This is a genomic window from Rahnella aceris (assembly GCF_011684115.1).
Lineage (GTDB): Bacteria > Pseudomonadota > Gammaproteobacteria > Enterobacterales > Enterobacteriaceae > Rahnella > Rahnella aceris.
The window spans coordinates 1,623,997-1,644,437 of sequence record NZ_JAADJV010000001.1 but is presented as its reverse complement, the minus strand read 5'-3'; the positions used below and the strand labels follow the sequence as shown (position 1 = coordinate 1,644,437).

Annotated in this window: 18 protein-coding genes; 15 read left to right on the top strand and 3 right to left on the bottom strand. The window is 53.2% G+C overall.

Annotated elements, in window-relative coordinates:
• Positions 1–16: 16 nt before the first annotated feature.
• The 3 genes from GW591_RS07325 (at position 17) to GW591_RS07315 (ending at position 3,231) form a co-directional block, all read left to right on the top strand.
• Entirely contained in the window at positions 17–841 is an 825-nt protein-coding gene (locus GW591_RS07325; RefSeq protein ID WP_223509804.1) for an ABC transporter ATP-binding protein, read from the top strand.
• On the top strand, positions 834–1,511 hold the full coding sequence (locus tag GW591_RS07320) for an ABC transporter ATP-binding protein (protein WP_121019256.1): 678 nt from the start codon (positions 834–836) through the stop codon (positions 1,509–1,511). The genes GW591_RS07325 and GW591_RS07320 overlap by 8 nt, the downstream gene beginning before the upstream one ends.
• Before the next feature lie 142 nt (positions 1,512–1,653).
• Positions 1,654–3,231 (top strand): ABC transporter substrate-binding protein, encoded by a 1,578-nt coding sequence (locus tag GW591_RS07315; protein WP_015690030.1) that lies wholly within the window; start codon positions 1,654–1,656, stop codon positions 3,229–3,231.
• A gap of 114 nt (positions 3,232–3,345) precedes the next feature.
• Here GW591_RS07315 and GW591_RS07310 read toward each other — a convergent pair whose 3' ends face one another.
• Together GW591_RS07310 and GW591_RS07305 are read right to left on the bottom strand one after the other, a co-directional pair.
• Complete coding sequence (locus GW591_RS07310; RefSeq protein ID WP_013575754.1) at positions 3,346–3,663, bottom strand: HigA family addiction module antitoxin; 318 nt, start codon at positions 3,661–3,663, stop codon at positions 3,346–3,348.
• A 53-nt stretch (positions 3,664–3,716) separates the two neighbouring features.
• Positions 3,717–4,031, bottom strand: a complete 315-nt coding sequence (locus GW591_RS07305; RefSeq protein ID WP_013575753.1) for a type II toxin-antitoxin system RelE/ParE family toxin — start codon at positions 4,029–4,031, stop codon at positions 3,717–3,719.
• Positions 4,032–4,204: 173 nt separating this feature from the next.
• Here GW591_RS07305 and GW591_RS07300 point away from each other — a divergent pair, with 173 nt between their 5' ends.
• On the top strand, positions 4,205–4,438 hold the full coding sequence (locus GW591_RS07300) for a hypothetical protein (RefSeq protein ID WP_013575752.1): 234 nt from the start codon (positions 4,205–4,207) through the stop codon (positions 4,436–4,438).
• Positions 4,439–4,444: 6 nt separating this feature from the next.
• Positions 4,445–6,148, top strand: coding sequence for a chloride channel protein (locus tag GW591_RS07295; RefSeq protein WP_013575751.1), 1,704 nt, complete (start codon positions 4,445–4,447; stop codon positions 6,146–6,148).
• Positions 6,149–6,169: 21 nt separating this feature from the next.
• Here GW591_RS07295 and GW591_RS07290 read toward each other — a convergent pair whose 3' ends face one another.
• Positions 6,170–7,189, bottom strand: coding sequence for a transporter (locus tag GW591_RS07290; RefSeq protein ID WP_166860426.1), 1,020 nt, complete (start codon positions 7,187–7,189; stop codon positions 6,170–6,172).
• A gap of 385 nt (positions 7,190–7,574) precedes the next feature.
• On the opposite strand from GW591_RS07290, the gene GW591_RS07285 reads away from it, so the two are divergent.
• From GW591_RS07285 to GW591_RS07240, 10 genes are all read left to right on the top strand, one after another.
• Complete coding sequence (locus GW591_RS07285) at positions 7,575–11,339, top strand: nitrate reductase subunit alpha (RefSeq protein WP_112152550.1); 3,765 nt, start codon at positions 7,575–7,577, stop codon at positions 11,337–11,339.
• A complete protein-coding gene (gene narH / locus GW591_RS07280; protein WP_037034411.1) occupies positions 11,336–12,871 on the top strand; it encodes a nitrate reductase subunit beta in 1,536 nt (511 codons plus the stop codon). Before GW591_RS07285 ends, narH begins: the two co-directional genes overlap by 4 nt.
• Positions 12,871–13,593 (top strand): nitrate reductase molybdenum cofactor assembly chaperone, encoded by a 723-nt coding sequence (gene narJ, locus GW591_RS07275; RefSeq protein ID WP_126124938.1) that lies wholly within the window; start codon positions 12,871–12,873, stop codon positions 13,591–13,593. The genes narH and narJ overlap by 1 nt, the downstream gene beginning before the upstream one ends.
• Complete coding sequence (gene narI, locus GW591_RS07270; RefSeq protein WP_013575746.1) at positions 13,590–14,270, top strand: respiratory nitrate reductase subunit gamma; 681 nt, start codon at positions 13,590–13,592, stop codon at positions 14,268–14,270. The genes narJ and narI overlap by 4 nt, the downstream gene beginning before the upstream one ends.
• Before the next feature lie 96 nt (positions 14,271–14,366).
• Positions 14,367–14,606 (top strand): hypothetical protein, encoded by a 240-nt coding sequence (locus tag GW591_RS07265; protein ID WP_013575745.1) that lies wholly within the window; start codon positions 14,367–14,369, stop codon positions 14,604–14,606.
• 169 nt (positions 14,607–14,775) lie between these two features.
• Positions 14,776–15,639 (top strand): D-amino-acid transaminase, encoded by an 864-nt coding sequence (locus tag GW591_RS07260; RefSeq protein WP_121019259.1) that lies wholly within the window; start codon positions 14,776–14,778, stop codon positions 15,637–15,639.
• Positions 15,640–15,904: 265 nt separating this feature from the next.
• Positions 15,905–16,429 carry a hypothetical protein gene (locus GW591_RS07255; RefSeq protein WP_225444886.1) on the top strand — a complete coding sequence of 175 codons (525 nt, stop codon included), beginning with the start codon at positions 15,905–15,907 and terminating at the stop codon, positions 16,427–16,429.
• A 14-nt stretch (positions 16,430–16,443) separates the two neighbouring features.
• Positions 16,444–16,749, top strand: a complete 306-nt coding sequence (locus tag GW591_RS07250; protein ID WP_013575742.1) for a hypothetical protein — start codon at positions 16,444–16,446, stop codon at positions 16,747–16,749.
• 105 nt (positions 16,750–16,854) lie between these two features.
• On the top strand, positions 16,855–18,567 hold the full coding sequence (locus GW591_RS07245) for an ABC transporter ATP-binding protein (protein ID WP_166860424.1): 1,713 nt from the start codon (positions 16,855–16,857) through the stop codon (positions 18,565–18,567).
• Between the two features lie 772 nt (positions 18,568–19,339).
• Positions 19,340–20,419, top strand: coding sequence for a porin (locus GW591_RS07240; protein WP_013575739.1), 1,080 nt, complete (start codon positions 19,340–19,342; stop codon positions 20,417–20,419).
• Positions 20,420–20,441: the final 22 nt, after the last annotated feature.

Sequence of the window (20,441 nt, the reverse complement as noted above, 5' to 3'; positions counted from 1 at the left end):
GCTGGTCGCGAAAGATATGACCATTTACCTGCCGGGTGAACGTCCGCTGGAACTGGTAAAATCCCTGTCATTCAGCGTCGGACAGGAACGTGTGGCGCTGGTCGGCGAGTCCGGATCTGGCAAATCCCTGACTGCCCGCGCGCTGATGGGGTTGCTGCCACATCCGTGCAAGCTGCGCGCGTCACAGCTGACGCTGGGTGATAACGATCTGACCACACTCAAAGAACGTGAGTGGAGCACGCTTCGCGGTAACCGCGTATCGATGGTCATGCAGGATCCGAAACATGCGCTGAATCCGACGCAGAAAATCGGCAAACAGGTGGAAGAACCGCTGCGTCTGCACACCCGTCTTGGCCGCAAGGAGCGTCAGGAAAAGGTCACCGAGATGCTGAATGCGGTCGGTCTGCCGAATCCGGCTTTCCTGCAACAGCAGTATCCGCATCAACTTTCCGGCGGGATGGGGCAGCGCGTGATGCTGGCGATTGCACTGATCAACGACCCGCAATGGCTGATTGCCGACGAACCCACTTCCGCGCTGGATTTCGACATGCGTGAGCAGGTTCTGGGGCTGATTGAGCGTTTAGTCGAACAGCGAAATATGGGGCTGATCCTCATCAGTCACGACCTGCAACAGGTCGCCCGCTATTGTGAACGTGTGCTGGTGATGTACAAAGGCGAACTGCTCGATGAGCTTGCAGCCGATCAGCTGGCGAACGCTACACATCCTTATACGCATACACTCTGGTCATGCCGTCCGAGCAAATTTACCCACGGTGAACGCCTGCCGGTGCTGGATCGCGCGCTGCTGGCCTCTTTAAAACAGGAGCCGCGCCATGAGTGAGATTATTGCTGAACTGCATCAGCTGAGCGTGTCGCATCGTCAGGGTTACGAAACCCGCACGGTGGTACATAACGTCAACCTGACTATCAACAAAGGCGAATGCTTCGGGCTGGTCGGGCCGTCCGGTTGCGGTAAATCCTCGCTGCTGTGGGTGCTGGCGGGCCTGAACGGACACTGGGACGGCAGCCTGACGTTGCTTGATCATCAGGTGAAACCCGGTAAACCTTTTACCGGTAGCCTGCGCCGCGACGTGCAGATGGTTTTTCAGGACCCTTATGCCTCGCTGCACCCGAAACACAAGCTGCTGCGCACGCTGGCAGAGCCGCTGAAAATCCTCAATGAACAGGATATTGAACAGAAAATTGCCGAAGGTTTTCGCCAGGTCGGGTTGGATCCGGCGCTGATGAACCGCTATCCGCATCAGCTTTCCGGTGGCCAGCGTCAGCGCGTGGCAATTGTCCGCGCACTCCTGCTTAAACCGAAACTGCTGCTGCTTGATGAACCGACGTCTGCCCTCGATATGTCTGTACAGGCGGAAATTCTCAATTTACTCAACGACCTGAAAGCCAGCAGCGACCTGACCATGATTCTGGTCAGCCACGATGCGGATGTGATTGACCATATGTGTGATCGTGCGGTGCATATGGCGAAGGGTTACGTCTTGACGTAGTCCTTCCCCTTCGCGGGGGAGGGAGCTGGAAAATGCTTAATCTAATTTATTAAATAACAAAGCTTTATTTCATTGTTCGGGCCTTGCCGCTGCACCTCTACACTCGGAAAAACTGTCTTTTCACCTGTGGAGATCGACCTCAATGAAAGTACGTGTTCCTTCCCTGTTATTTCTGCTCATGATGGCGGCAACCCGTGTGGATGCGGCGACACCTGCGGATACGCTGGTGGTAGCCGGTTCGCTCGAAGGTATTATCAGCCTGGATCCGGCGGAGAGTTTTGAAACCGTCAGTTCCGGCAATCTGGTTAACCTGTATCAGCAACTGGTGGTTTCAAACCGTCAGCACCCCGATCAACTCGACCCGGACGCCGCCGCCAGCTGGCAGCCAGGGCCTGACGCGCACAGCCTGATTTTCACCCTTAAGCCGGGGCAGAAGTTTGCCAGCGGCAATCCGCTGACCGCTGACGACGTGATTTATTCCTTTAGTCGCGTGGTCAAACTCAATAAAAGCCCGTCGTTTATTCTCGGCGAACTGGGCTGGACACCAGAAAATGTCGACGGCAATCTGAAAAAACTGTCGGACGATAAAGTGCAACTGAGCTGGCCTGCGGATATCGGCAGTGGTCTGGTGCTGAGCATTTTATCCGCGCCGGTGGCAGGCATTGTTGACAGCAAGCTGTTGAAAGAACATGTCGATCAGAACGATTTCGGCAACAGCTGGCTGCGTTCACGTTCAGCAGGCAGCGGTGCCTTTGAAGTGCGTAACTATGTGCCTCACGAAGCGCTAATCTTCAAACGTAACCCGAATGCCAAACCGCTGGCGAAGCTGGAAAACGTCCTCTTTAAAAATGTCGGTGATCCTTCTACCCGCCGTCTGCTGGTACTTAATGGTGATGCTGACGTGGCATACGATTTAGGCGCGGATCAGTTCAGCTCGCTGCAAAAAGAAAAGGGTGTACATGTCGCCCAGTTCCCGGCGGCGAAAGTCTTCTATCTGGCGTTTAACGTCGGCGATACCACCCAACCGGCGCTGGCGAATCCCGCACTCTGGGAGGCTGCCCGCTGGCTGGTAGATTACCAGGGTATTTCAACCGATCTGCTCAAAGGCCAGTACGGCATTCATCAGACTTTCCTGCCGGACGGTTTAGCCGGTGCCATTGACGATCAGCCGTTCAAATACGACGTCGCGAAAGCCAAAGCCATTCTCAACAAAGGCGGCATTGCACCGGGGACAAAAATCGATTTAATCGTGATTAACCAGCCACCTTATTCCGATATCGCGCAGGCGTTGCAGGCCAGCTTTGCCAAAGCCGATATCAATTTAGTGGTGCATCCGCTGGTGGAAAGCGATGTGCTGACCCGCATGCGCGCGCATAAATTCCAGTCGATCTTCACTTACTGGGGTGCGGATTACCTCGACCCGAACACCAACGCCAGTACCTTTGCCTATAACGTGCCGAACGGCCCGAAAACACTGGCGCAGCGTATTCAGTGGGTGATCCCGGAAATCAGCAAACAAACCCGCGCAGCGGCGGCGGAATCTGACCCGACCAAACGCAAGGCGCTGTATGCAGATTTGCAGCGTGAATTGCAGAAAAACTCACCCTTTGTGGTGGCGTTGCAAAGCAAGTTGCTGGTGGCCATCCGCGATAACGTGAAAGGTGCGAGCCAGAATGTGGCGGGGAGCCAGTTGTATCTGGATACGGTGAGTAAGGAATAAGAGGGGCTTTATCATCCCTTATTCTCAAGTCATGACCCCGGGCCACCGGTCTCGGGGTCGCTCCTGTCAGCAGGGTCTTGATTGCGCCATTGAGGCTTGTCTGCTGCGGAGTTTTCATGACTTTTTCATAAAATCTTTCAGATGGGCGACTTTGTTAATGTCATCCATCAGGCGCGGGTTATTGCGCACTTCCCAAATATCGACATTGGTTTGCAGGTTTAACCAAAACTCGACAGAGGTCTCAAATGTCTTTGCCAGCCGGAAGGCAATATCAACGGTCAGTCTGCGGTTGTTATTCACCAGTGCGCTGATGGTATTGCGGTGAACATTCAGCATGTCGGCGAGATCGTTGATCCGCAGGCCTGCAGGTTCGAGAAATTCGTAAAGTAAAATATCACCAACAGTAGCGGGTTTACGTGTGGTCACAGCCATACGATGTTCCTTCTGGTATGTCTTCATTAACATCAGAGCGAATATGCTCATAATTACCGGTAACTCCTGTAACCGTGGGGATCTAAATACAGGCCATGTGCTTTTCCTTCCCGCCAGTAAAAAATCAGACGGTACTGCTCATTCACCCTGATCGATGAAAATCCCTTTAACGGGGGGGCCAGATCTTCATAGCGATTGCCCGGGGGCCAGAGTAAATCGCGATAATCCATTGCGGCATTGATCATATCCAGCTTCCTTTCCAGAGCAGTTGCCAGCGTCCAGGGTATTTTGCGATGGGGAGTGGCGAAGTGGAAAAAGTCTTCCAGCCATTGATCGCGGAAACTGCTTATCCTGAGCATATCGTTCATGAGATGAACCCATCCTGATTTTTAAGGTGGGGCATCGAAGCCTTGTTGCACTGTGCTTCGGTGCATAAATTAACAGAGTCTTTTGCCGTTGTATAGGGATTGTTCTCCCGGGAACGAACGTGACTTTAATGCTTCATGCATTTAGCGAAAGCGGTTGTTTAGGATTTTGCAGGATGTTTTCCAGAGAATTTGCATCGTCCGACAGAGGGGACGGCATAAGTGCGGCAAAGCGCGCAGAATGTTTACGCTGCATTGGCGGCGTAGTGACCGCACTTTATCAGCGTGGCGGCGGAACAGGCGGGGGACAACAATTTTCGATTTTAAGCCACGCCCCGGGTTGCGTCGGGCTGATGAGCATGATAATGATTTCCATCGGTATTCTGCCTGTCACTGTTTTCGACCACTGAGATCTTATGAGCCTGAAAGCTTTCAACCCTGACGTCCTGCAAAAGAGTGATCTGATTAACCTGCTGATCGCCATTCCCGCCGGGATTATTGCCGCGCTGGTGACAATCGCTTTTCGCGGGGCGATTTCGGGCATTAACGGCCTGATGTTCACCGATGGCAGCGACATCACCAAAGCTTTCAATGAATATCCCAAAATTGTCTGGCCGCTGATCACCACAGCCGGCGGCGTCATTGCCGGTTTTATCCTGATCCTGGCGCTGCGCTACGAAAACAAGCACGGCAAAATGCCTGATTATCTGGATGTTATCGATCAGCGTCTGCCGGGCATTCCGGTGGTCAGTACCGTGCTGCGCGGGCTGTCGTCGCTAGCCAGTATTGCCAGCGGTGGTTCAATCGGTCGCGAAGGGGCAATGGTGCAGTTATCCGCGCTGAGCGGCAGTCTGCTCGGGCGTTTTTCGCGTTTCAAAGGTGTACATCAGTCAGATATTATCGCCATGGCCGCCGCGGGCGGACTGGCGGCGGTGTATCACGCCCCGTTTGCCGGCGCGCTGTTTGTGGCGGAAATCGCCTTTGGTGTGACCGCAGTTCAGCGACTGATCCCGTTGTTTATCTCGGCGTCGGTCGCGGTGCTTACTGTCCGTTCTCTGACCGATTACGCGCCACTGTATCTGTATTCTTCCGCCTCTTTCAGCCCGTCTTTCGGCGCGATTTTCACCGTGCTGATTATCGGCATGGCGACGGGGATTCTCGGGCCGCTATTCATCTCATCAATCGATAAAGTCCGTCAGTGGATGAAACCCATCTCGCATCCCGCGCTGCGCCTGGGGCTCGGCGGGCTGGGCGTCGGGTTGATCGCGATGATGTCGCCGCTGGTGCTGGGTAACGGTTTTGAGGTGATTGATTTAATCCTCAATAACGGCGATTTACAGACGTCGTTACTGGTGCTGCTGATCCTGAAAATTGTCGCCACAGCGATCACCATCGGGTCCGGTGCGGTCGGCGGGTTGTTTACGCCGTCGTTACTGATTGGTGCGGCAGGCGGGGCGCTGGTGTGTACTTTCCTGCAATGGCTGGGGTTCGATCCCGGTCCGGTCGGTTTATATGCCGCGATCGGCATGAGCGCATTGCTGGCGGCGACCAGTCATGCGCCGCTGATGTCGATCATGATGGCGTTTGAAATGACCCTCAACAGTTCGCTGCTGTTCCCGCTGATGCTGGCGACGGCGATTTCTTATGTCGTGGCCTCACGCCTGAAAGTCGGTGGCACGTATCCGGTGCTGACACGTCATAACGCGCGGTTTGCGGCGAAAAATGCCTTTGAATACAGTACGGTGGCGTCACTGATTTCGCCATGTTCGAAAATGTATGTTGATGCCTCGCTGTCTGAAGTGGTCAGCGAAGGGCTGAAACAGCGCACGCGATATGTGTACGTGGTGGACAGGGAGGAGCGTTTTCTCGGCGTAGTGCCGACCAATGTGGTGGCAGCAGGGCTTATCGATGGCAGCGTGAAATCCGGCAGCCCGATTGGCCCGTTTATCGAGCAGGAATTCACGACGATTTTCCAGCAGGCCAGTTACGAACAGGCGTGGGCGATGTTCAGCAATTCGCCGCTTGAACGTTTACCGGTGCTGGAAAACGCTGAATCCCGCCGTCTGCTGGGGGTGATCACCAAAGCCTCGCTGCTGAATAAAGCCAAAGATTTCCTGTAGTTGTTGTGCGGTTCGCGGCCATCAGCCGTCGTCGCGATGCCTTAATGCATACCAGCCCGCCAGCAGGGTAAACACGCCGACAATCATCACCAGCAAAATAAAACCGTGATGATTGCTGGCAAGCGGAATGCCCCCGACGTTCATGCCAAAGAAACCGGCCACAATATTGATCGGCAGCGCCAGCACGGTGATCACGGTCAGCACATACAGCGTGCGGTTGCTTTGCTCCATCTGGCGTGAGGTGATTTCTTCCTGCAATAACCGGATGCGTTCGGTCAGCGCGATAAGGTCATTGAGCACCACAGAAAATTCCTCGGCAAACTGCCGTAAATCCTGGACCACAGCGGGAGCTATCCAGGTAGGAGGGCGGTTCAGCAGGCGGAAAAGCGCAGTCGGTTCCGGTGCCAGTAAACGCTGAAACCGCAGCAGCATCCGGCGCAGACGCCCCAGATCGGCGCGGTTCTTTTTCACGTGATGGCTCAGGAGTCGCTCTTCGATGGTGTCCACGTACTGATTGGCCCGACGCACAATGTGTTCCAGTAAATCTTCCTGTTCTTCTAAAAGATGCACCAGCAGCGCGGTGGGCGTGCTGATGTCCAGGTGCTCCAGTCGTTTGAATAATTGCTCGATCAGCCTGACCGGTTTATGACGTGCCGTGACCACCAGTTGCTGATGGCAACTGAGCCACAGCGTCGAAGCTTCATCACTGGTTTCATCCGGGCGAAAAATCACATCGTTGAGCACCGCCAGCAGCGTGTCATCGAGCCGTTCAATGCGCGTGCTGCGCGAGCCTTCGCGGATTTCCTCGAAAAACACCTCACCGACGCCAAAATGCTTTTTCAGCCATTTTTCTGACATGGCATGATTGAGATTGACGTGGATCCAGACGAATCCTTTGTCGTGGCAAATCTGCTGCCAGGCTTCCTGAACCTGCTGTGAAGAAACACGTTCGGCAGGGCGGTTTGGACGAAAAACGAAGCCGTAAATCATTCCGGTGACTTCATCGTTGAAATTGAGTACGGCGGGTTTTTCTGTCGGCATGTCGGATTTCTGGTGACCAAAGCAGGTGGCACCATTACGCCAGACATCGGCGTAAATACAATAACCTCCCGTCTAATTTCACAATACTGTCACATTCAAACAGCCTTACCCCCAATTTTCCGTCAGATGACGTCACTCCCGCCTTTTTGCTTTCTTTCTGAAATTATGACCAATAAATCATAAAGTTAACCCCGTTTAAATTTGTACCTCTTTGGGAGTATCTGGCGTTATGTAAATAAATACATGACGCGAAGGCGTTGATCGCAATCAAGTAGACGGCTCCCGCGCGTGCATACCCTGAGCCCATATTGAGCAATGTAGTTGTATTCCCCGCCATTCACATAATGACAAAGCGCAAATAAGCCTTTGCACAGGAGAGTTCCGGATGAGCAAGTTTCTTGACCGGTTTCGCTATTTCAAACAGCTAGCTGAACCTTTTGCTGACGGCCACGGCCAGACGCTGAATACCAATCGCGACTGGGAAGACGGTTACCGCAGCCGCTGGCAGCATGACAAAGTGGTCCGTTCCACGCATGGTGTGAACTGCACCGGTTCATGTAGCTGGAAGATTTACGTCAAAAATGGTCTGGTGACCTGGGAAACTCAGCAAACTGATTATCCGCGCACCCGTCCGGACTTGCCAAACCACGAGCCGCGCGGCTGTCCGCGTGGTGCCAGTTATTCCTGGTATCTCTACAGTGCTAACCGCCTGAAATATCCGCTGATGCGCAAAAAGCTGATCCAGTTATGGCGCGAGGCCAAACTGAATTACAGCGATCCGGTCGATGCCTGGGGCTCGATTGTGAATCAACCGGAAAAAGCCAAAGAATACAAAGCGGCACGTGGTCGCGGTGGTTTTGTGCGTTCAAGCTGGCAGGAAGTGAATGAGCTGATCGCCGCTTCCAACGTGTATACCGCCAAAACCTTCGGCCCGGACCGTATTATCGGTTTCTCGCCAATTCCGGCGATGTCGATGGTGTCTTACGCTTCCGGCGCGCGTTATCTTTCTTTGATCGGCGGCGTTTGTCTGAGTTTCTACGACTGGTATTGCGATTTGCCACCGGCTTCTCCGCAGACGTGGGGCGAGCAGACGGATGTCCCTGAATCCGCTGACTGGTACAACTCTTCGTATATTATCGCCTGGGGCTCCAACGTTCCGCAGACCCGTACGCCGGATGCCCACTTCTTTACCGAAGTGCGTTACAAAGGCACCAAAACCGTCGCGATTACGCCGGATTACGCTGAAATCGCCAAGATTTGTGACCAGTGGCTGGCACCGAAACAAGGTACCGACAGCGCGCTGGCGCTGGCAATGGGCCATGTGATCCTCAAATCCTTCCACATCGACAATCCAAGTCAGTATTTCACTGACTACGTGCGCCGCTACACCGATATGCCAATGCTGGTGATGCTTGAACCGCGTGAAGACGGTTCTTATGCTGCAGGCCGTATGTTGCGTGCCTCTGATCTGGTGGACAATCTTGGTCAGGAAAATAACCCGCAGTGGAAAACCATCGCCTTCGACGAAAACACCGGCGAACTGGTCTCGCCGTTAGGTTCGATCGGTTACCGCTGGGGTGAAAAAGGCAAGTGGAATCTGGAATCCCGCGAGGGGCAAGACGGTAAAGACGTCAGCCTGAAGCTGAGCCTGCTTGATGATCATGATGAGGTCGTGAATGTTGGCTATCCGTATTTTGGCGGCGCGGTCAGTGAGCATTTCAACAGCGTGGCGCTGGATGAAATTCTGATGCACAAATTGCCGGTCAAACGCCTGCAACTGGCAGATGGCAGTACCGGTCTGGTGGCCAGTGTTTACGACCTGACACTGGCGAACTACGGCATTGAGCGCGGTCTGAATGACGAAAACTGCGCGCAAGGCTACGACGAAATCAAAGCCTACACGCCAGCCTGGGCAGAAAAAATCACGGGTGTTTCTCAGCAGAACATCGAGCGCATCGCGCACGAATTTGCCGATAACGCCAACAAAACCCATGGCCGTTCGATGATTATCGTCGGTGCCGGGATGAACCACTGGTATCACCTCGACATGAACTACCGCGGCCTGATCAACATGCTGATCTTCTGCGGTTGCGTCGGTCAGAGCGGTGGCGGCTGGGCACACTATGTCGGGCAGGAAAAACTGCGTCCGCAAACCGGCTGGCAGCCGCTGGCGTTTGGTCTGGACTGGCAGCGTCCGCCGCGCCAGATGAACAGCACCTCGTTCTTCTACAACCATTCCAGCCAGTGGCGTTACGAAACCGTCGCGCCGCAGGAGTTGTTGTCGCCGCTGGCGGATAAATCCAAATTCACGGGCAGCATGATCGACTACAACGTGCGCGCCGAGCGTATGGGCTGGCTGCCGTCTGCGCCGCAGCTCAACGTTAACCCGTTGCACATTGCACAACAGGCAAAGGCCGCCGGTTTATCGCCAGCAGATTTTACCGTGGCAGCCCTGAAAGACGGCAGCGTGCGTTTCGCGGCTGAACAGCCGGACAATCCGCAAAACTTCCCGCGCAACCTGTTCGTCTGGCGCTCCAACCTGCTGGGCTCTTCCGGTAAAGGCCACGAGTACATGCTGAAGTATCTGCTGGGCACCGAACACGGTATTCAGGGTGATGATTTAGGCATTCAGGGCGGCGTGATGCCGGAAGAAGTCGAATGGCAGGCGCAGGGCGGCGAAGGCAAACTGGATCTGGTGGTGACGCTTGATTTCCGTATGTCCAGCACCTGTCTGTATTCCGACATCGTGCTGCCAACCGCCACCTGGTACGAAAAAGACGACATGAATACCTCGGATATGCATCCGTTTATTCATCCGCTGTCCGCGGCTGTTGATCCGGCCTGGGATTCAAAAAGTGACTGGGAAATCTACAAAGGTATCGCCAAAGAATTCTCCCGCGTATGCGTCGGCCATCTGGGTGTCGAAACCGATATGGTGACGTTGCCTATCCAGCATGATTCCGCCGCTGAACTGGCGCAGCCGTTTGGTGTGGAAGACTGGAAAAAAGGCGAATGTGAGCTGATCCCGGGGCGCACCGCCCCGCATCTGATGGCCGTTGAACGTGATTATCCGAACACCTATGAGCGTTTCACTTCCGTCGGTCCGTTGCTGGAAAAACTCGGTAACGGCGGTAAAGGCATTAGCTGGAATACCGACAGCGAAGTCGATTTGCTGAAAAAACTGAACTACACCAAAGCGGATGGCGCGGCGAAAGGCCAGCCGATGATCAACACCGCGATTGATGCAGCCGAAGTCATCCTGACGCTGGCACCGGAAACCAACGGTCAGGTGGCGGTGAAAGCCTGGGCAGCGCTGAGCCAGAATACCGGTCGCGACCACACGCATCTGGCGCTGAATAAAGAAGACGAGAAAATCCGCTTCCGCGATATTCAGGCGCAGCCGCGCAAAATTATCTCCAGCCCGACATGGTCTGGTCTGGAAGATGAACACGTTTCTTACAACGCCTGTTACACCAACGTGCACGAGTTGATTCCATGGCGCACGCTGTCCGGCCGTCAGCAGATTTATCAGGATCACGCGTGGATGCGCGCCTTCGGTGAAAGCCTGCTGGTGTACCGTCCGCCAATCGACACCCGCGCGGCGCAACCGTTGCTGAATGCGAAGCCGAACGGTAATCCGGAAATGGCACTGAACTTCCTGACGCCGCACCAGAAATGGGGTATTCACTCCACCTACAGCGACAACCTGCTGATGCTGACCTTAGGTCGCGGCGGTCCGATTGTCTGGCTGAGTGAAGACGATGCGAAACAGTTAGGTATCGAGGACAACGACTGGATCGAAGCGTTTAACGCCAACGGCTCACTGAGCGCCCGTGCGGTGGTCAGCCAGCGTGTACCAGCGGGGATGACCATGATGTATCACGCACAGGAACGCATCGTGAATATTCCGGGATCCGAAATCAGCCAGCAGCGCGGTGGTATTCACAACTCCGTCACCCGCGTTTGCCCGAAACCGACCCATATGATCGGCGGTTATGCGCAACTGGCCTACGGCTTCAACTACTACGGCACGGTCGGTTCTAACCGCGATGAATTTGTGATTGTGCGCAAAATGAACCGCATCGACTGGTTAGACGATGAAGGCAATGACTACGTGCAGGACGCCGTGCAACAGGAGAAAGCCAAATGAAAATTCGTTCACAAGTCGGCATGGTGCTGAATCTCGATAAATGCATTGGCTGCCACACCTGTTCCGTGACCTGTAAAAACGTCTGGACCAGTCGCGAAGGGATGGAATACGCGTGGTTCAATAACGTGGAAACCAAACCGGGTCTGGGTTATCCGCACGACTGGGAAAACCAGGAAAAATGGAAGGGCGGCTGGATCCGCAAAATCAACGGCAAACTGCAGCCGCGCATGGGCAATAAAGCCAACCTGTTGCATAAAATCTTTGCCAACCCGCATATGCCGGAAATCGATGATTATTACGAGCCGTTTGATTTTGATTATCAGCATCTGCATACCGCGAAAGACGGTAAACATCAGCCGGTGGCGCGTCCGCGTTCGCTGCTGACCGGCAAACGCATGAAGAAAATTACCGGCGGCCCGAACTGGGAAGACGATCTGGGCACTGAGTTCAGCAAACGTTCTGCCGACCAGAACTTCGCCAACATGCAGAAAGAGATGTACGGCGAGTTCGAAAACACCTTTATGGCCTACCTGCCACGTCTGTGCGAACACTGTCTGAATCCGGCGTGTGTGGCGACCTGTCCGAGCGGGGCGATCTACAAACGTGGCGAAGACGGCATCGTGCTGATCGACCAGGACAAATGCCGTGGCTGGCGCATGTGCCTGACCGGCTGCCCGTACAAAAAAATCTACTTCAACTGGAAAAGCGGCAAGTCAGAAAAATGTATTTTCTGTTATCCGCGCATCGAAGCGGGCCAGCCAACGGTGTGTTCCGAAACCTGCGTCGGCCGCATCCGCTATCTCGGCGTGGTGTTATATGACGCCGACCGTATCGGCGAAGCCGCGTCAGTTGAGAACGAGAAAGACCTGTACGAAAGCCAGATGAGTATCTTCCTCGATCCGAACGATCCTGAAGTGATGGCGCAGGCCGAAAAAGACGGTATTCCTCTGTCGGTAATGGACGCCGCGCGTCAGTCGCCGGTCTACAAAATGGCGATCGAATGGAAGCTGGCGCTGCCGCTGCATCCTGAATACCGCACGCTGCCGATGGTCTGGTACGTGCCGCCGCTGTCTCCGATTCAGTCTGCCGCCGATGCCGGTGCTTTACCGCACAGCGGCGTGCTGCCGGACGTCGAAAGCCTGCGTATTCCGGTGGAATATCTGGCGAACCTGCTGACCGCAGGGGACACCGCACCGGTGCTGCGCGCCCTGAAACGTATGCTGGCGATGCGTCATTTCAAACGTGCTGAAACGGTTGATGGCGTAACGGACACCAGCGCGCTGGAACAGGTCGGATTGTCTGCGGCACAGGCGGAAGAAATGTACCGCTATCTGGCGATTGCCAACTACGAAGATCGTTTCGTGGTGCCATCCAGCCATCGTGAACAGGCGCGTGAAGCCTTCCCGGAAGCCAAAGGTTGTGGTTTCAGCTTCGGCGACGGCTGCCACGGCAGCGACAGCAAATTCAACCTGTTCAACAGTAAACGCATCGATGCCATCGACATCGGCGCGAAAACCGAAAGGAACCGCTGATGAACAGTTTACGACTGACAGGCTTACTGCTTGATTACCCGTCCGAAGAGTTGTGGCAACACCAGCCTGAACTGCTGGAAGCGGTGGCAGATTCCCCGGAACTGACTCAGGAGCAGCGCCTTGATCTGGCGCTGTATATCACGGCGTTCTGTAAGCAGGATTTGCTGGATGCACAATCGGCGTATACCGGTTTGTTCGATCGTGGTCGCGCCACCTCGCTGCTGTTGTTTGAACATGTGCACGGCGAATCCCGTGACCGTGGTCAGGCGATGGTCGATCTGATGGGGCAATACCGTGAAGCCGGGCTGGAAATCGACAGCCGCGAGCTGCCGGATTACCTGCCACTGTATCTGGAATACCTGACCACGCGTGATGAAAATCAGGCGCGGGAAGGGCTGCGTGATATCGCACCGATTCTGGCGTTACTCAGCGCCCGCATGCAGGAGCGGGACAGTCATTACGCTGAATTGTTTGATCTGCTGCTGGCGCTGTCTGGCAGTGATATCGCGACCGAAACGGTGCGCGAAGGTATCAGACAGGAAGCCCGTGATGACACACCCGCCGCGCTGGATGCGGTATGGGAAGAGGAGCAAATCAAGTTCCTCGGCGAGCAAAGTTGTGCGTCGGGCGATGAGACTGCGCACCAGAAACGTTTCGCTGGTGCGGTCGCACCTCAGTATCTGAACCTTGATGAAATGCCTGCGGGGGAACCACGCAAATGACCGACTTCCTCAACAACTTCTTTTTCAATATCTATCCCTACCTGTGCGGCACGGTATTTCTGGTCGGCAGCTGGTTGCGTTACGACTATGGCCAGTACAGCTGGCGCGCCGGTTCCAGCCAGTTGCTGGAGAAAAAAACGCTGCGTATTGCCTCGCCTTTGTTCCACGTCGGTATTCTCGGTATTTTCGCAGGACATGCCTTCGGTATGCTGACGCCGCACTGGATGTATGAATCCTTTCTGCCGGTGCCGGTGAAACAGCAGATGGCAATGTGGGCGGGGGGGGCCTGTGGCCTGATGACCCTGATCGGCGGCGGCATGCTGGTGTGGCGTCGTCTGAGCAACGAGCGCGTGCGGGCGACCTCCAGTTTTGGTGACATCATGATCATCATTCTGCTGGTGGTTCAATGTGCCCTCGGGCTGAGTACCATTCCGTTCTCCGCGCAGCATATGGACGGCAGTGAAATGATGAAACTGGTCGGCTGGGCGCAGTCCGTGGTGACCTTCCGTGGCGGTGCGGCAGCGCATCTGGATGGCGTGGCGTTTATCTTCCGCGTGCATCTGGTGCTGGGGATGACGCTATTCCTGTTGTTCCCGTTCTGCCGCCTGGTGCATATCTGGAGCGCGCCGGTGGAATATCTCACCCGCCGTTATCAGCTGGTGCGTAATCGTCGCTGATTGACCTGCATGATTGTGATCTGGCAATTTTGACATAAAAACGAAGGGCGCTATTATGCGCCCTTATCTTTATTTTATTGCTCAAGGACGCATCTGATGGCCACCCCAAGACAACCTATGACCGTAGCCCGCCGTTTACTTCGCAACAGCCTGATCTTGCTGGTTATCGGCATTGTTGCCACTATCCACGGTTTAGTGGTCGGCAGCCCTGAAACTCCGCCAGGAGAAATGGCACCGCAACTGATGCTCGGCATCTGGTTTATCTTTATCGGCTGCGTGATGGCGCTGATCAGCTGGTTAGTTATCCGTAACAAAAAGAAAAAAGGCGAACTCTGATCTTTCGCTCCATACCGCATCAGCGCTCATCAGGGCGCTTTTTTTTATGTCTGGTGTGCCGGAAACCTGCGTTGCATCAACATCTGCTGCTCAGTTTTCACGCAATTTATGCTTTCAGTCGTCTTACAGCTAATAAAAATCCTAATCAACGTTGGCCAGGAAAAATAACATGACCAGAACGGTATACCTTAACGGGGAGTTTGTTGCCGAGCATGACGCGAAGGTGTCGGTATTTGATCGCGGTTTCTTATTTGCTGATGCCGTCTATGAAGTCAGCGCCGTACTGAATGGCCGTCTGCTCGACAACGCGGCACATCTGGCGCGGCTTGCACGTTCCTGTCAGGCGCTGAATCTGCGTCTGCCTTGCGCGCTCAGCGATATTGAGACCCTGCAAAAGCGTCTGATTGCTGAAAACCATCTGGTGGAAGGGGCGGTGTATCTGCAAATCAGCCGCGGCAACAGCGGTGACCGTGATTTTGATTTCCCCGGCGAAAGCGTAACGCCAACTTTTCTGATGTTTACCCAGGCGCGGCCGCTGATAGATCACCCCAAATCGAAAAGCGGTATTCGCATGGTCTCCGTTGAGGATATCCGCTGGCAGCGTCGTGACATCAAAACCGTGGGTCTGCTGGCTCCGTGTCTGGCGAAAGAGTATGCCCATCAGCATAATGCCGATGACGCCTTACTGATCGAAAACGGCCTGATCACCGAAGCCAGTTCCAGCAATGCCTGGATCGTAGATGCTGATGGCACGCTGATCACCCGCCCGCTGAGCACGCACATTCTGCATGGCATCACCCGTCAGGCGCTGCTGGAACTGGCGAAGCATCATGATATTCGCTTCGAGGAACGCCCGTTCACGCTCGATGAAGCACAAAATGCGCGGGAGATCTTTATCAGCTCGGCAACGACCTTCATCTGGCCGGTGATCGCACTGGACGGTAAGCCGGTCGGGGACGGAAAACCAGGTGCCGTCGCCGCAAAATTGCGGGCGATTTATGTGAACATGGCGGTGGAAGCGACGAGCCGGTAATTAACGTCAACGGAAGACGGCTCCTCCCCCTGCGAAGGGGGAGGATGGGAGGGAGCGTTACGGTTGTCGCTGTGTACAGACGCGAACGTTTTTAACCTGGAAATAATCTCTCATCGCTTATTTATTTTAATGATAAAAATGACGCCATCATTTATTGAAAATGATTTACCGGTTGATTGCGCCGTTTCTCTCTTGTGACTAATTTTTTGAAGGCAGGGGCAATGGAATAATGCCCACCTTCGGAATTCATCACAGGAGAGGCATTTTGAAATCAATCATTAAATTCAGCGTCGCGATGTTTATTGTCGTGATGACAATGACCGCGTGTTCCACACATCAGTACGACCTGACGTTAGATAATCAAATTACCGAATTCGAAATTAAAGCTGACCGGCAATTTGTGACCTGGACTGCGCAGGCAATGGCTGACAATACGCAACCCGCCGTGCCGGTGGTTGCATGCCAGGCTGCGCCCGTGGTGGCAGGGCAAACACTTTCACTGATTTCTCCCCTTTCTGAACCCGACAGTCAGTTCTTCAATTCCGCGGAAACCGATCTGGCGTTGATTGAATCCCGCACCAAAGCCTTAAATAACAATCCTGCGATTGATCAGCAGATATTCGGCCTGAGAAATATCTTCTATCAGATCAAATATAAAAAGCAGCATTGTTCGCAACAGGATTCTCCGGCGTATATCGCTATTCAGCGTAAACAGGTTTCCGTGATTATGCAGTCAATGCTGACGTATGAGCGGGTATTAAAAAATGGCTCAGGCACATCGCAAAAATAATAAAGGTGAACAGGATGAGTGATATTTTTGATTTAAGAGACCGCGCAATCAATGCGGCAAAAGCTTCACTGGGCGCAAACTGGAATACGGTGGCAAGCAGTGCCGTCCCGCAGATTGAAGCCTTACTTCAGCTGACATGGGAGATTGAAAAGGGCAAAGGCAGTTTCCGTTCGGGGGAGTATGAATCTTTGCTGGCGACTCAAAAATCCACTTTCGTGGCAGTGCTGACCACCTATGAAGCGATCAGCGCAGAGATAGCCTGGCAGGCGCTGAATGCGGTCTTTGACGTGATTTTGAGCGGCGTGCGCAACGTCCTGTAAAAACGATATTGCGGCGGGCGAGTCTAAAATTATCTTTATCGATAACCATTTTCATTTAGACTGACGGACTTGCCCGCCTCCGGGTCGTTTCTATGAGGATGTCTGATGCTCCGCCGTTTCTTCTCTTATTACGCGCCCTATAAAAAACTGTTCTTCCTCGACTTCGGGTGCGCCATTCTGGCCGGATTGCTGGAACTGGGCTTTCCGATGGCGATCAAAACCTTCATCGATAAGTTGCTGCCCGCACACGACTGGGTGCTGATTATCGGCGCGACGGTCGGTCTGTTGCTGATTTATCTGTTCAATACTGCGCTGATGGCGATCGTCAACTACTGGGGACATGCGCTGGGCGTCGGGATTGAAACCGACATGCGTCGCGAAGCGTTCAGCCATCTGCAGAAACTGTCATTCCGTTATTACGACAATACCAAAACCGGTCACATCATTACCCATGTCACCAAGGATCTGGAGGAAGTGGGCGAAGTGGCACACCACGGGCCGGAGGATGTATTTATCGCGGTGATGACCTTTATCGGCGCGTTCATTCTGATGGCGACGGTGCATGTCCAGCTGGCGCTGATGACCATCATTATTGTGCCCGCGATGACCTGGATGGTCAGCCGCTACGGTGCGCAGATGACTGAAACCTGGCGGCGCCTGTTCGGCCAGGTGGGTAATTTTAACGCACGTATAGAAGAAAGCATCGGCGGCATTCGTGTGGTGAAAGCCTTCGCTAACGAAGCGCATGAGCAAAAACTGTTTGCTTCTGACAACGATAATTACCGCACGACGAAACTGAAAGCCTATCAGATCATGACTGCCAGCCTGACGCTGAGCTATCTGAGTACGCGTCTGGTTCAGTTGATCGTGATGGTCGCCGGAACCTGGTACGTGATTAATGATCAGCTGACTTACGGCGGATTCGTGGGGTTCCTGCTGCTGGTGGAAGTGTTTTTCCGTCCGGTGGCAAAAATCAGTTCGGTACTGGAAAGCTATCCGAAAGGGATTGCTGGTTTCAAACGCTTCACGCAGCTTATTGATACCGCGCCGGATATCACGGACCGGCCGGGCGCTCAGGTGGTCAGCCATCTGCGCGGCGATATTCATTATGACAACGTGGTGTTCGGCTATACGTCAGTCAGCAAAATTCTCAATGGCATCACGCTTTCTATTAATGCCGGAGAAACACTGGCATTCGTCGGGCCTTCCGGTGCGGGAAAAACCACCTTGTGTTCGCTGCTGCCCCGTTTTTATGAGCTGGACAGCGGCAGTATCACCATCGATGGCATTGATATCCGCGACATGACGCAGACCTCGTTGCGTCATAACATCGGCATCGTGCAGCAGGATGTGTTCCTGTTTGGCGGGACGATCCGCGAGAACATTGCGTACGGTAAGCTCGGTGCCAGCGAAGCAGAAATCCGCCTGGCTGCCAGCCGCGCACGCCTTGATGACGTCATTGACGCACTGCCGCTGGGCATGGACACGGTGATTGGCGAGCGGGGCGTGAAGCTTTCCGGCGGGCAGAAGCAACGCCTGTCGATTGCGCGGATTTTCCTGAAAAACCCGCCAATCCTGATCCTCGACGAAGCCACGTCTGCACTGGATACTGCCACCGAGCAGGCTATCCAGCAGTCGCTGGCGGAGCTTTCTGAGGGCCGGACCACGCTGGTGATTGCCCATCGTCTGGCGACGATTCAGAACGCTGACCGTATTATCGTGGTCGATAAAGAAGGCATTGTTGAGCAGGGTACGCATGAATCACTGCTGGCTCATCAGGGGCGTTATGCACAACTCCACGCCGCACAGTTCCGTTAATTTTTGTACCCTCTCCTGCAAAGGAGAGGGTTGGAACGGCGAAATAATCGCCACTCAAAAGTAAAGTCTCCCTAAAAATTTCCCTATCCTTCTCAAGTCTGCCCTCTCTTTTAATATTTTCTTTTTAGTAAAAGCCCGTTTTGAATAAAAATGATGCGATTCGGGCAGGTAAAAATATTCACTTTCGTTCAATTCAATCACGCAGGTCATTATTATTTCCTTTAATTTGACTTTATTTTGCTCAATATCTTTAGCGAAAATCCTAATTCGAAAAAAATTGCGTAGTACAAAAATCTTATGGCTGCTTTTTCTATTAATGTGATAATGAACTTACCCTTGTGATAATTACCCTGCTATGCACCATTTAAATGCAACGCGTCTAAATTCCTCCTTAATTCATTAACGATTGTTAACAGATAAAAACCTTTTGATAAAGGTGATCTCGGTTGCAATAACTTTACAATGCGAGACCTGTTTTGCACCAAAAAAATGCACCGCACCGTTATGGTGCAAAACGTTATGCTAAAAGCGCATATAATCAGGGGGTTAGCGGCTTATAACAGAAATATTATGTTACAACTCTTTACGCAAAAAAGACTTAATGAGGCGAACTTTTCCATTTTAACTTTTCGTGCTCAGTGTTAAGGTTCGAATCGTTTTACAGACAGACGTATTTCAAAACATGTACAAATACTCACAGCCCGATATTCCAGATATATAAAAGAAAGCGGGCATGAGAACTCCTTTATAAAAAATCAAGGAAACTTAAATAATGATGAAGCGCAGTGTGTTGGCCTTAGCGGTCTCTTTAATTGCAGTGGGATCTACCGCAAACGCGAGTGAAATCTATAATAAAGACGGTAACAAACTGGACCTGTATGGTCGTGTAACCGCTAAGCATTATTTCTCCGATGATAAAAGTTCTGACGGCGACATGACTTATGCGCGTCTGGGCTTTAAAGGCGAAACTCAAATTAACGACACACTGACCGGTTATGGCCAGTGGGAATATAACATTCAGGCTAACCACGCAGAATCTCAGGGCGACCTGGGCAATAAAACCCGTCTGGGCTTTGCGGGTCTGAAAGTGAAAGATTTCGGTTCTATCGATTTCGGTCGTAACTACGGTGTGGTTTACGACGCACTGGGCTTCACCGATATGCTGCCTGAGTTTGGTGGTGATACTGCTAACAATGACAACTTCATGGTGGGTCGTTCAAGTGGTCTGGCAACTTACCGTAACCAGGACTTCTTCGGTCTGGTTACCGGCCTGAACATCGCCCTGCAATACCAGGGTAAAAACGAAAACGACGGTCGTTCAGCGTCTAAAGGCAACGGCGACGGTTACGGCGCATCCATCGATTATGAAGATATCGCAGGTTCCGGCATCGGTGCAGTTATTGCGGGTTCTTCTTCTGACCGTACTAACGCACAAACCAACGCCACAATCGGTGCTGGCGACAAAGCTTCTGCATGGGCAACTGGCCTGAAATATGACGCTCACCAGATTTATCTGGCAGCGATGTACAACGAAACCCGTAACCAGGCGCCAGTCACCGTGGGCTCCACGAGCGGCTACGCTAACAAAACTCAGGGTTATGAGTTAGTTGCGCAGTATCAGTTCGAAAACGGTCTGCGTCCTTCAATCGGTTACGTGCAGTCTAAAGCGAAAGATGTTGAAGGTGTGGGTGATGCGGACCTGGTTAAATACTTCGAAATCGGTGCGACTTACTACTTCAACAAAAACATGTACACCTATGTTGACTACATGATCAACCAGATCGATGACAACAACAAACTGGGCGTAAGCTCTGACGACATCGTTGCTGTAGCACTGACTTACCGCTTCTAAGTTAGTGAACTAAATTATTACC

Excerpts from the sequence above, each read along its gene's own strand:
- GW591_RS07325 (WP_223509804.1), top strand. The coding sequence starts at position 17 with ATGACCATTTACCTGCCGGGTGAACGTCCGCTGGAACTGGTAAAATCC.
- GW591_RS07320 (WP_121019256.1), top strand. The coding sequence starts at position 834 with ATGAGTGAGATTATTGCTGAACTGCATCAGCTGAGCGTGTCGCATCGT.
- GW591_RS07315 (WP_015690030.1), top strand. The coding sequence starts at position 1,654 with ATGAAAGTACGTGTTCCTTCCCTGTTATTTCTGCTCATGATGGCGGCA.
- GW591_RS07310 (WP_013575754.1), bottom strand. The coding sequence starts at position 3,663 with ATGGCTGTGACCACACGTAAACCCGCTACTGTTGGTGATATTTTACTT.
- GW591_RS07305 (WP_013575753.1), bottom strand. The coding sequence starts at position 4,031 with ATGAACGATATGCTCAGGATAAGCAGTTTCCGCGATCAATGGCTGGAA.
- GW591_RS07300 (WP_013575752.1), top strand. The coding sequence starts at position 4,205 with ATGTTTTCCAGAGAATTTGCATCGTCCGACAGAGGGGACGGCATAAGT.
- GW591_RS07295 (WP_013575751.1), top strand. The coding sequence starts at position 4,445 with ATGAGCCTGAAAGCTTTCAACCCTGACGTCCTGCAAAAGAGTGATCTG.
- GW591_RS07290 (WP_166860426.1), bottom strand. The coding sequence starts at position 7,189 with ATGCCGACAGAAAAACCCGCCGTACTCAATTTCAACGATGAAGTCACC.
- GW591_RS07285 (WP_112152550.1), top strand. The coding sequence starts at position 7,575 with ATGAGCAAGTTTCTTGACCGGTTTCGCTATTTCAAACAGCTAGCTGAA.
- narH (WP_037034411.1), top strand. The coding sequence starts at position 11,336 with ATGAAAATTCGTTCACAAGTCGGCATGGTGCTGAATCTCGATAAATGC.
- narJ (WP_126124938.1), top strand. The coding sequence starts at position 12,871 with ATGAACAGTTTACGACTGACAGGCTTACTGCTTGATTACCCGTCCGAA.
- narI (WP_013575746.1), top strand. The coding sequence starts at position 13,590 with ATGACCGACTTCCTCAACAACTTCTTTTTCAATATCTATCCCTACCTG.
- GW591_RS07265 (WP_013575745.1), top strand. The coding sequence starts at position 14,367 with ATGGCCACCCCAAGACAACCTATGACCGTAGCCCGCCGTTTACTTCGC.
- GW591_RS07260 (WP_121019259.1), top strand. The coding sequence starts at position 14,776 with ATGACCAGAACGGTATACCTTAACGGGGAGTTTGTTGCCGAGCATGAC.
- GW591_RS07250 (WP_013575742.1), top strand. The coding sequence starts at position 16,444 with ATGAGTGATATTTTTGATTTAAGAGACCGCGCAATCAATGCGGCAAAA.
- GW591_RS07245 (WP_166860424.1), top strand. The coding sequence starts at position 16,855 with ATGCTCCGCCGTTTCTTCTCTTATTACGCGCCCTATAAAAAACTGTTC.
- GW591_RS07240 (WP_013575739.1), top strand. The coding sequence starts at position 19,340 with ATGATGAAGCGCAGTGTGTTGGCCTTAGCGGTCTCTTTAATTGCAGTG.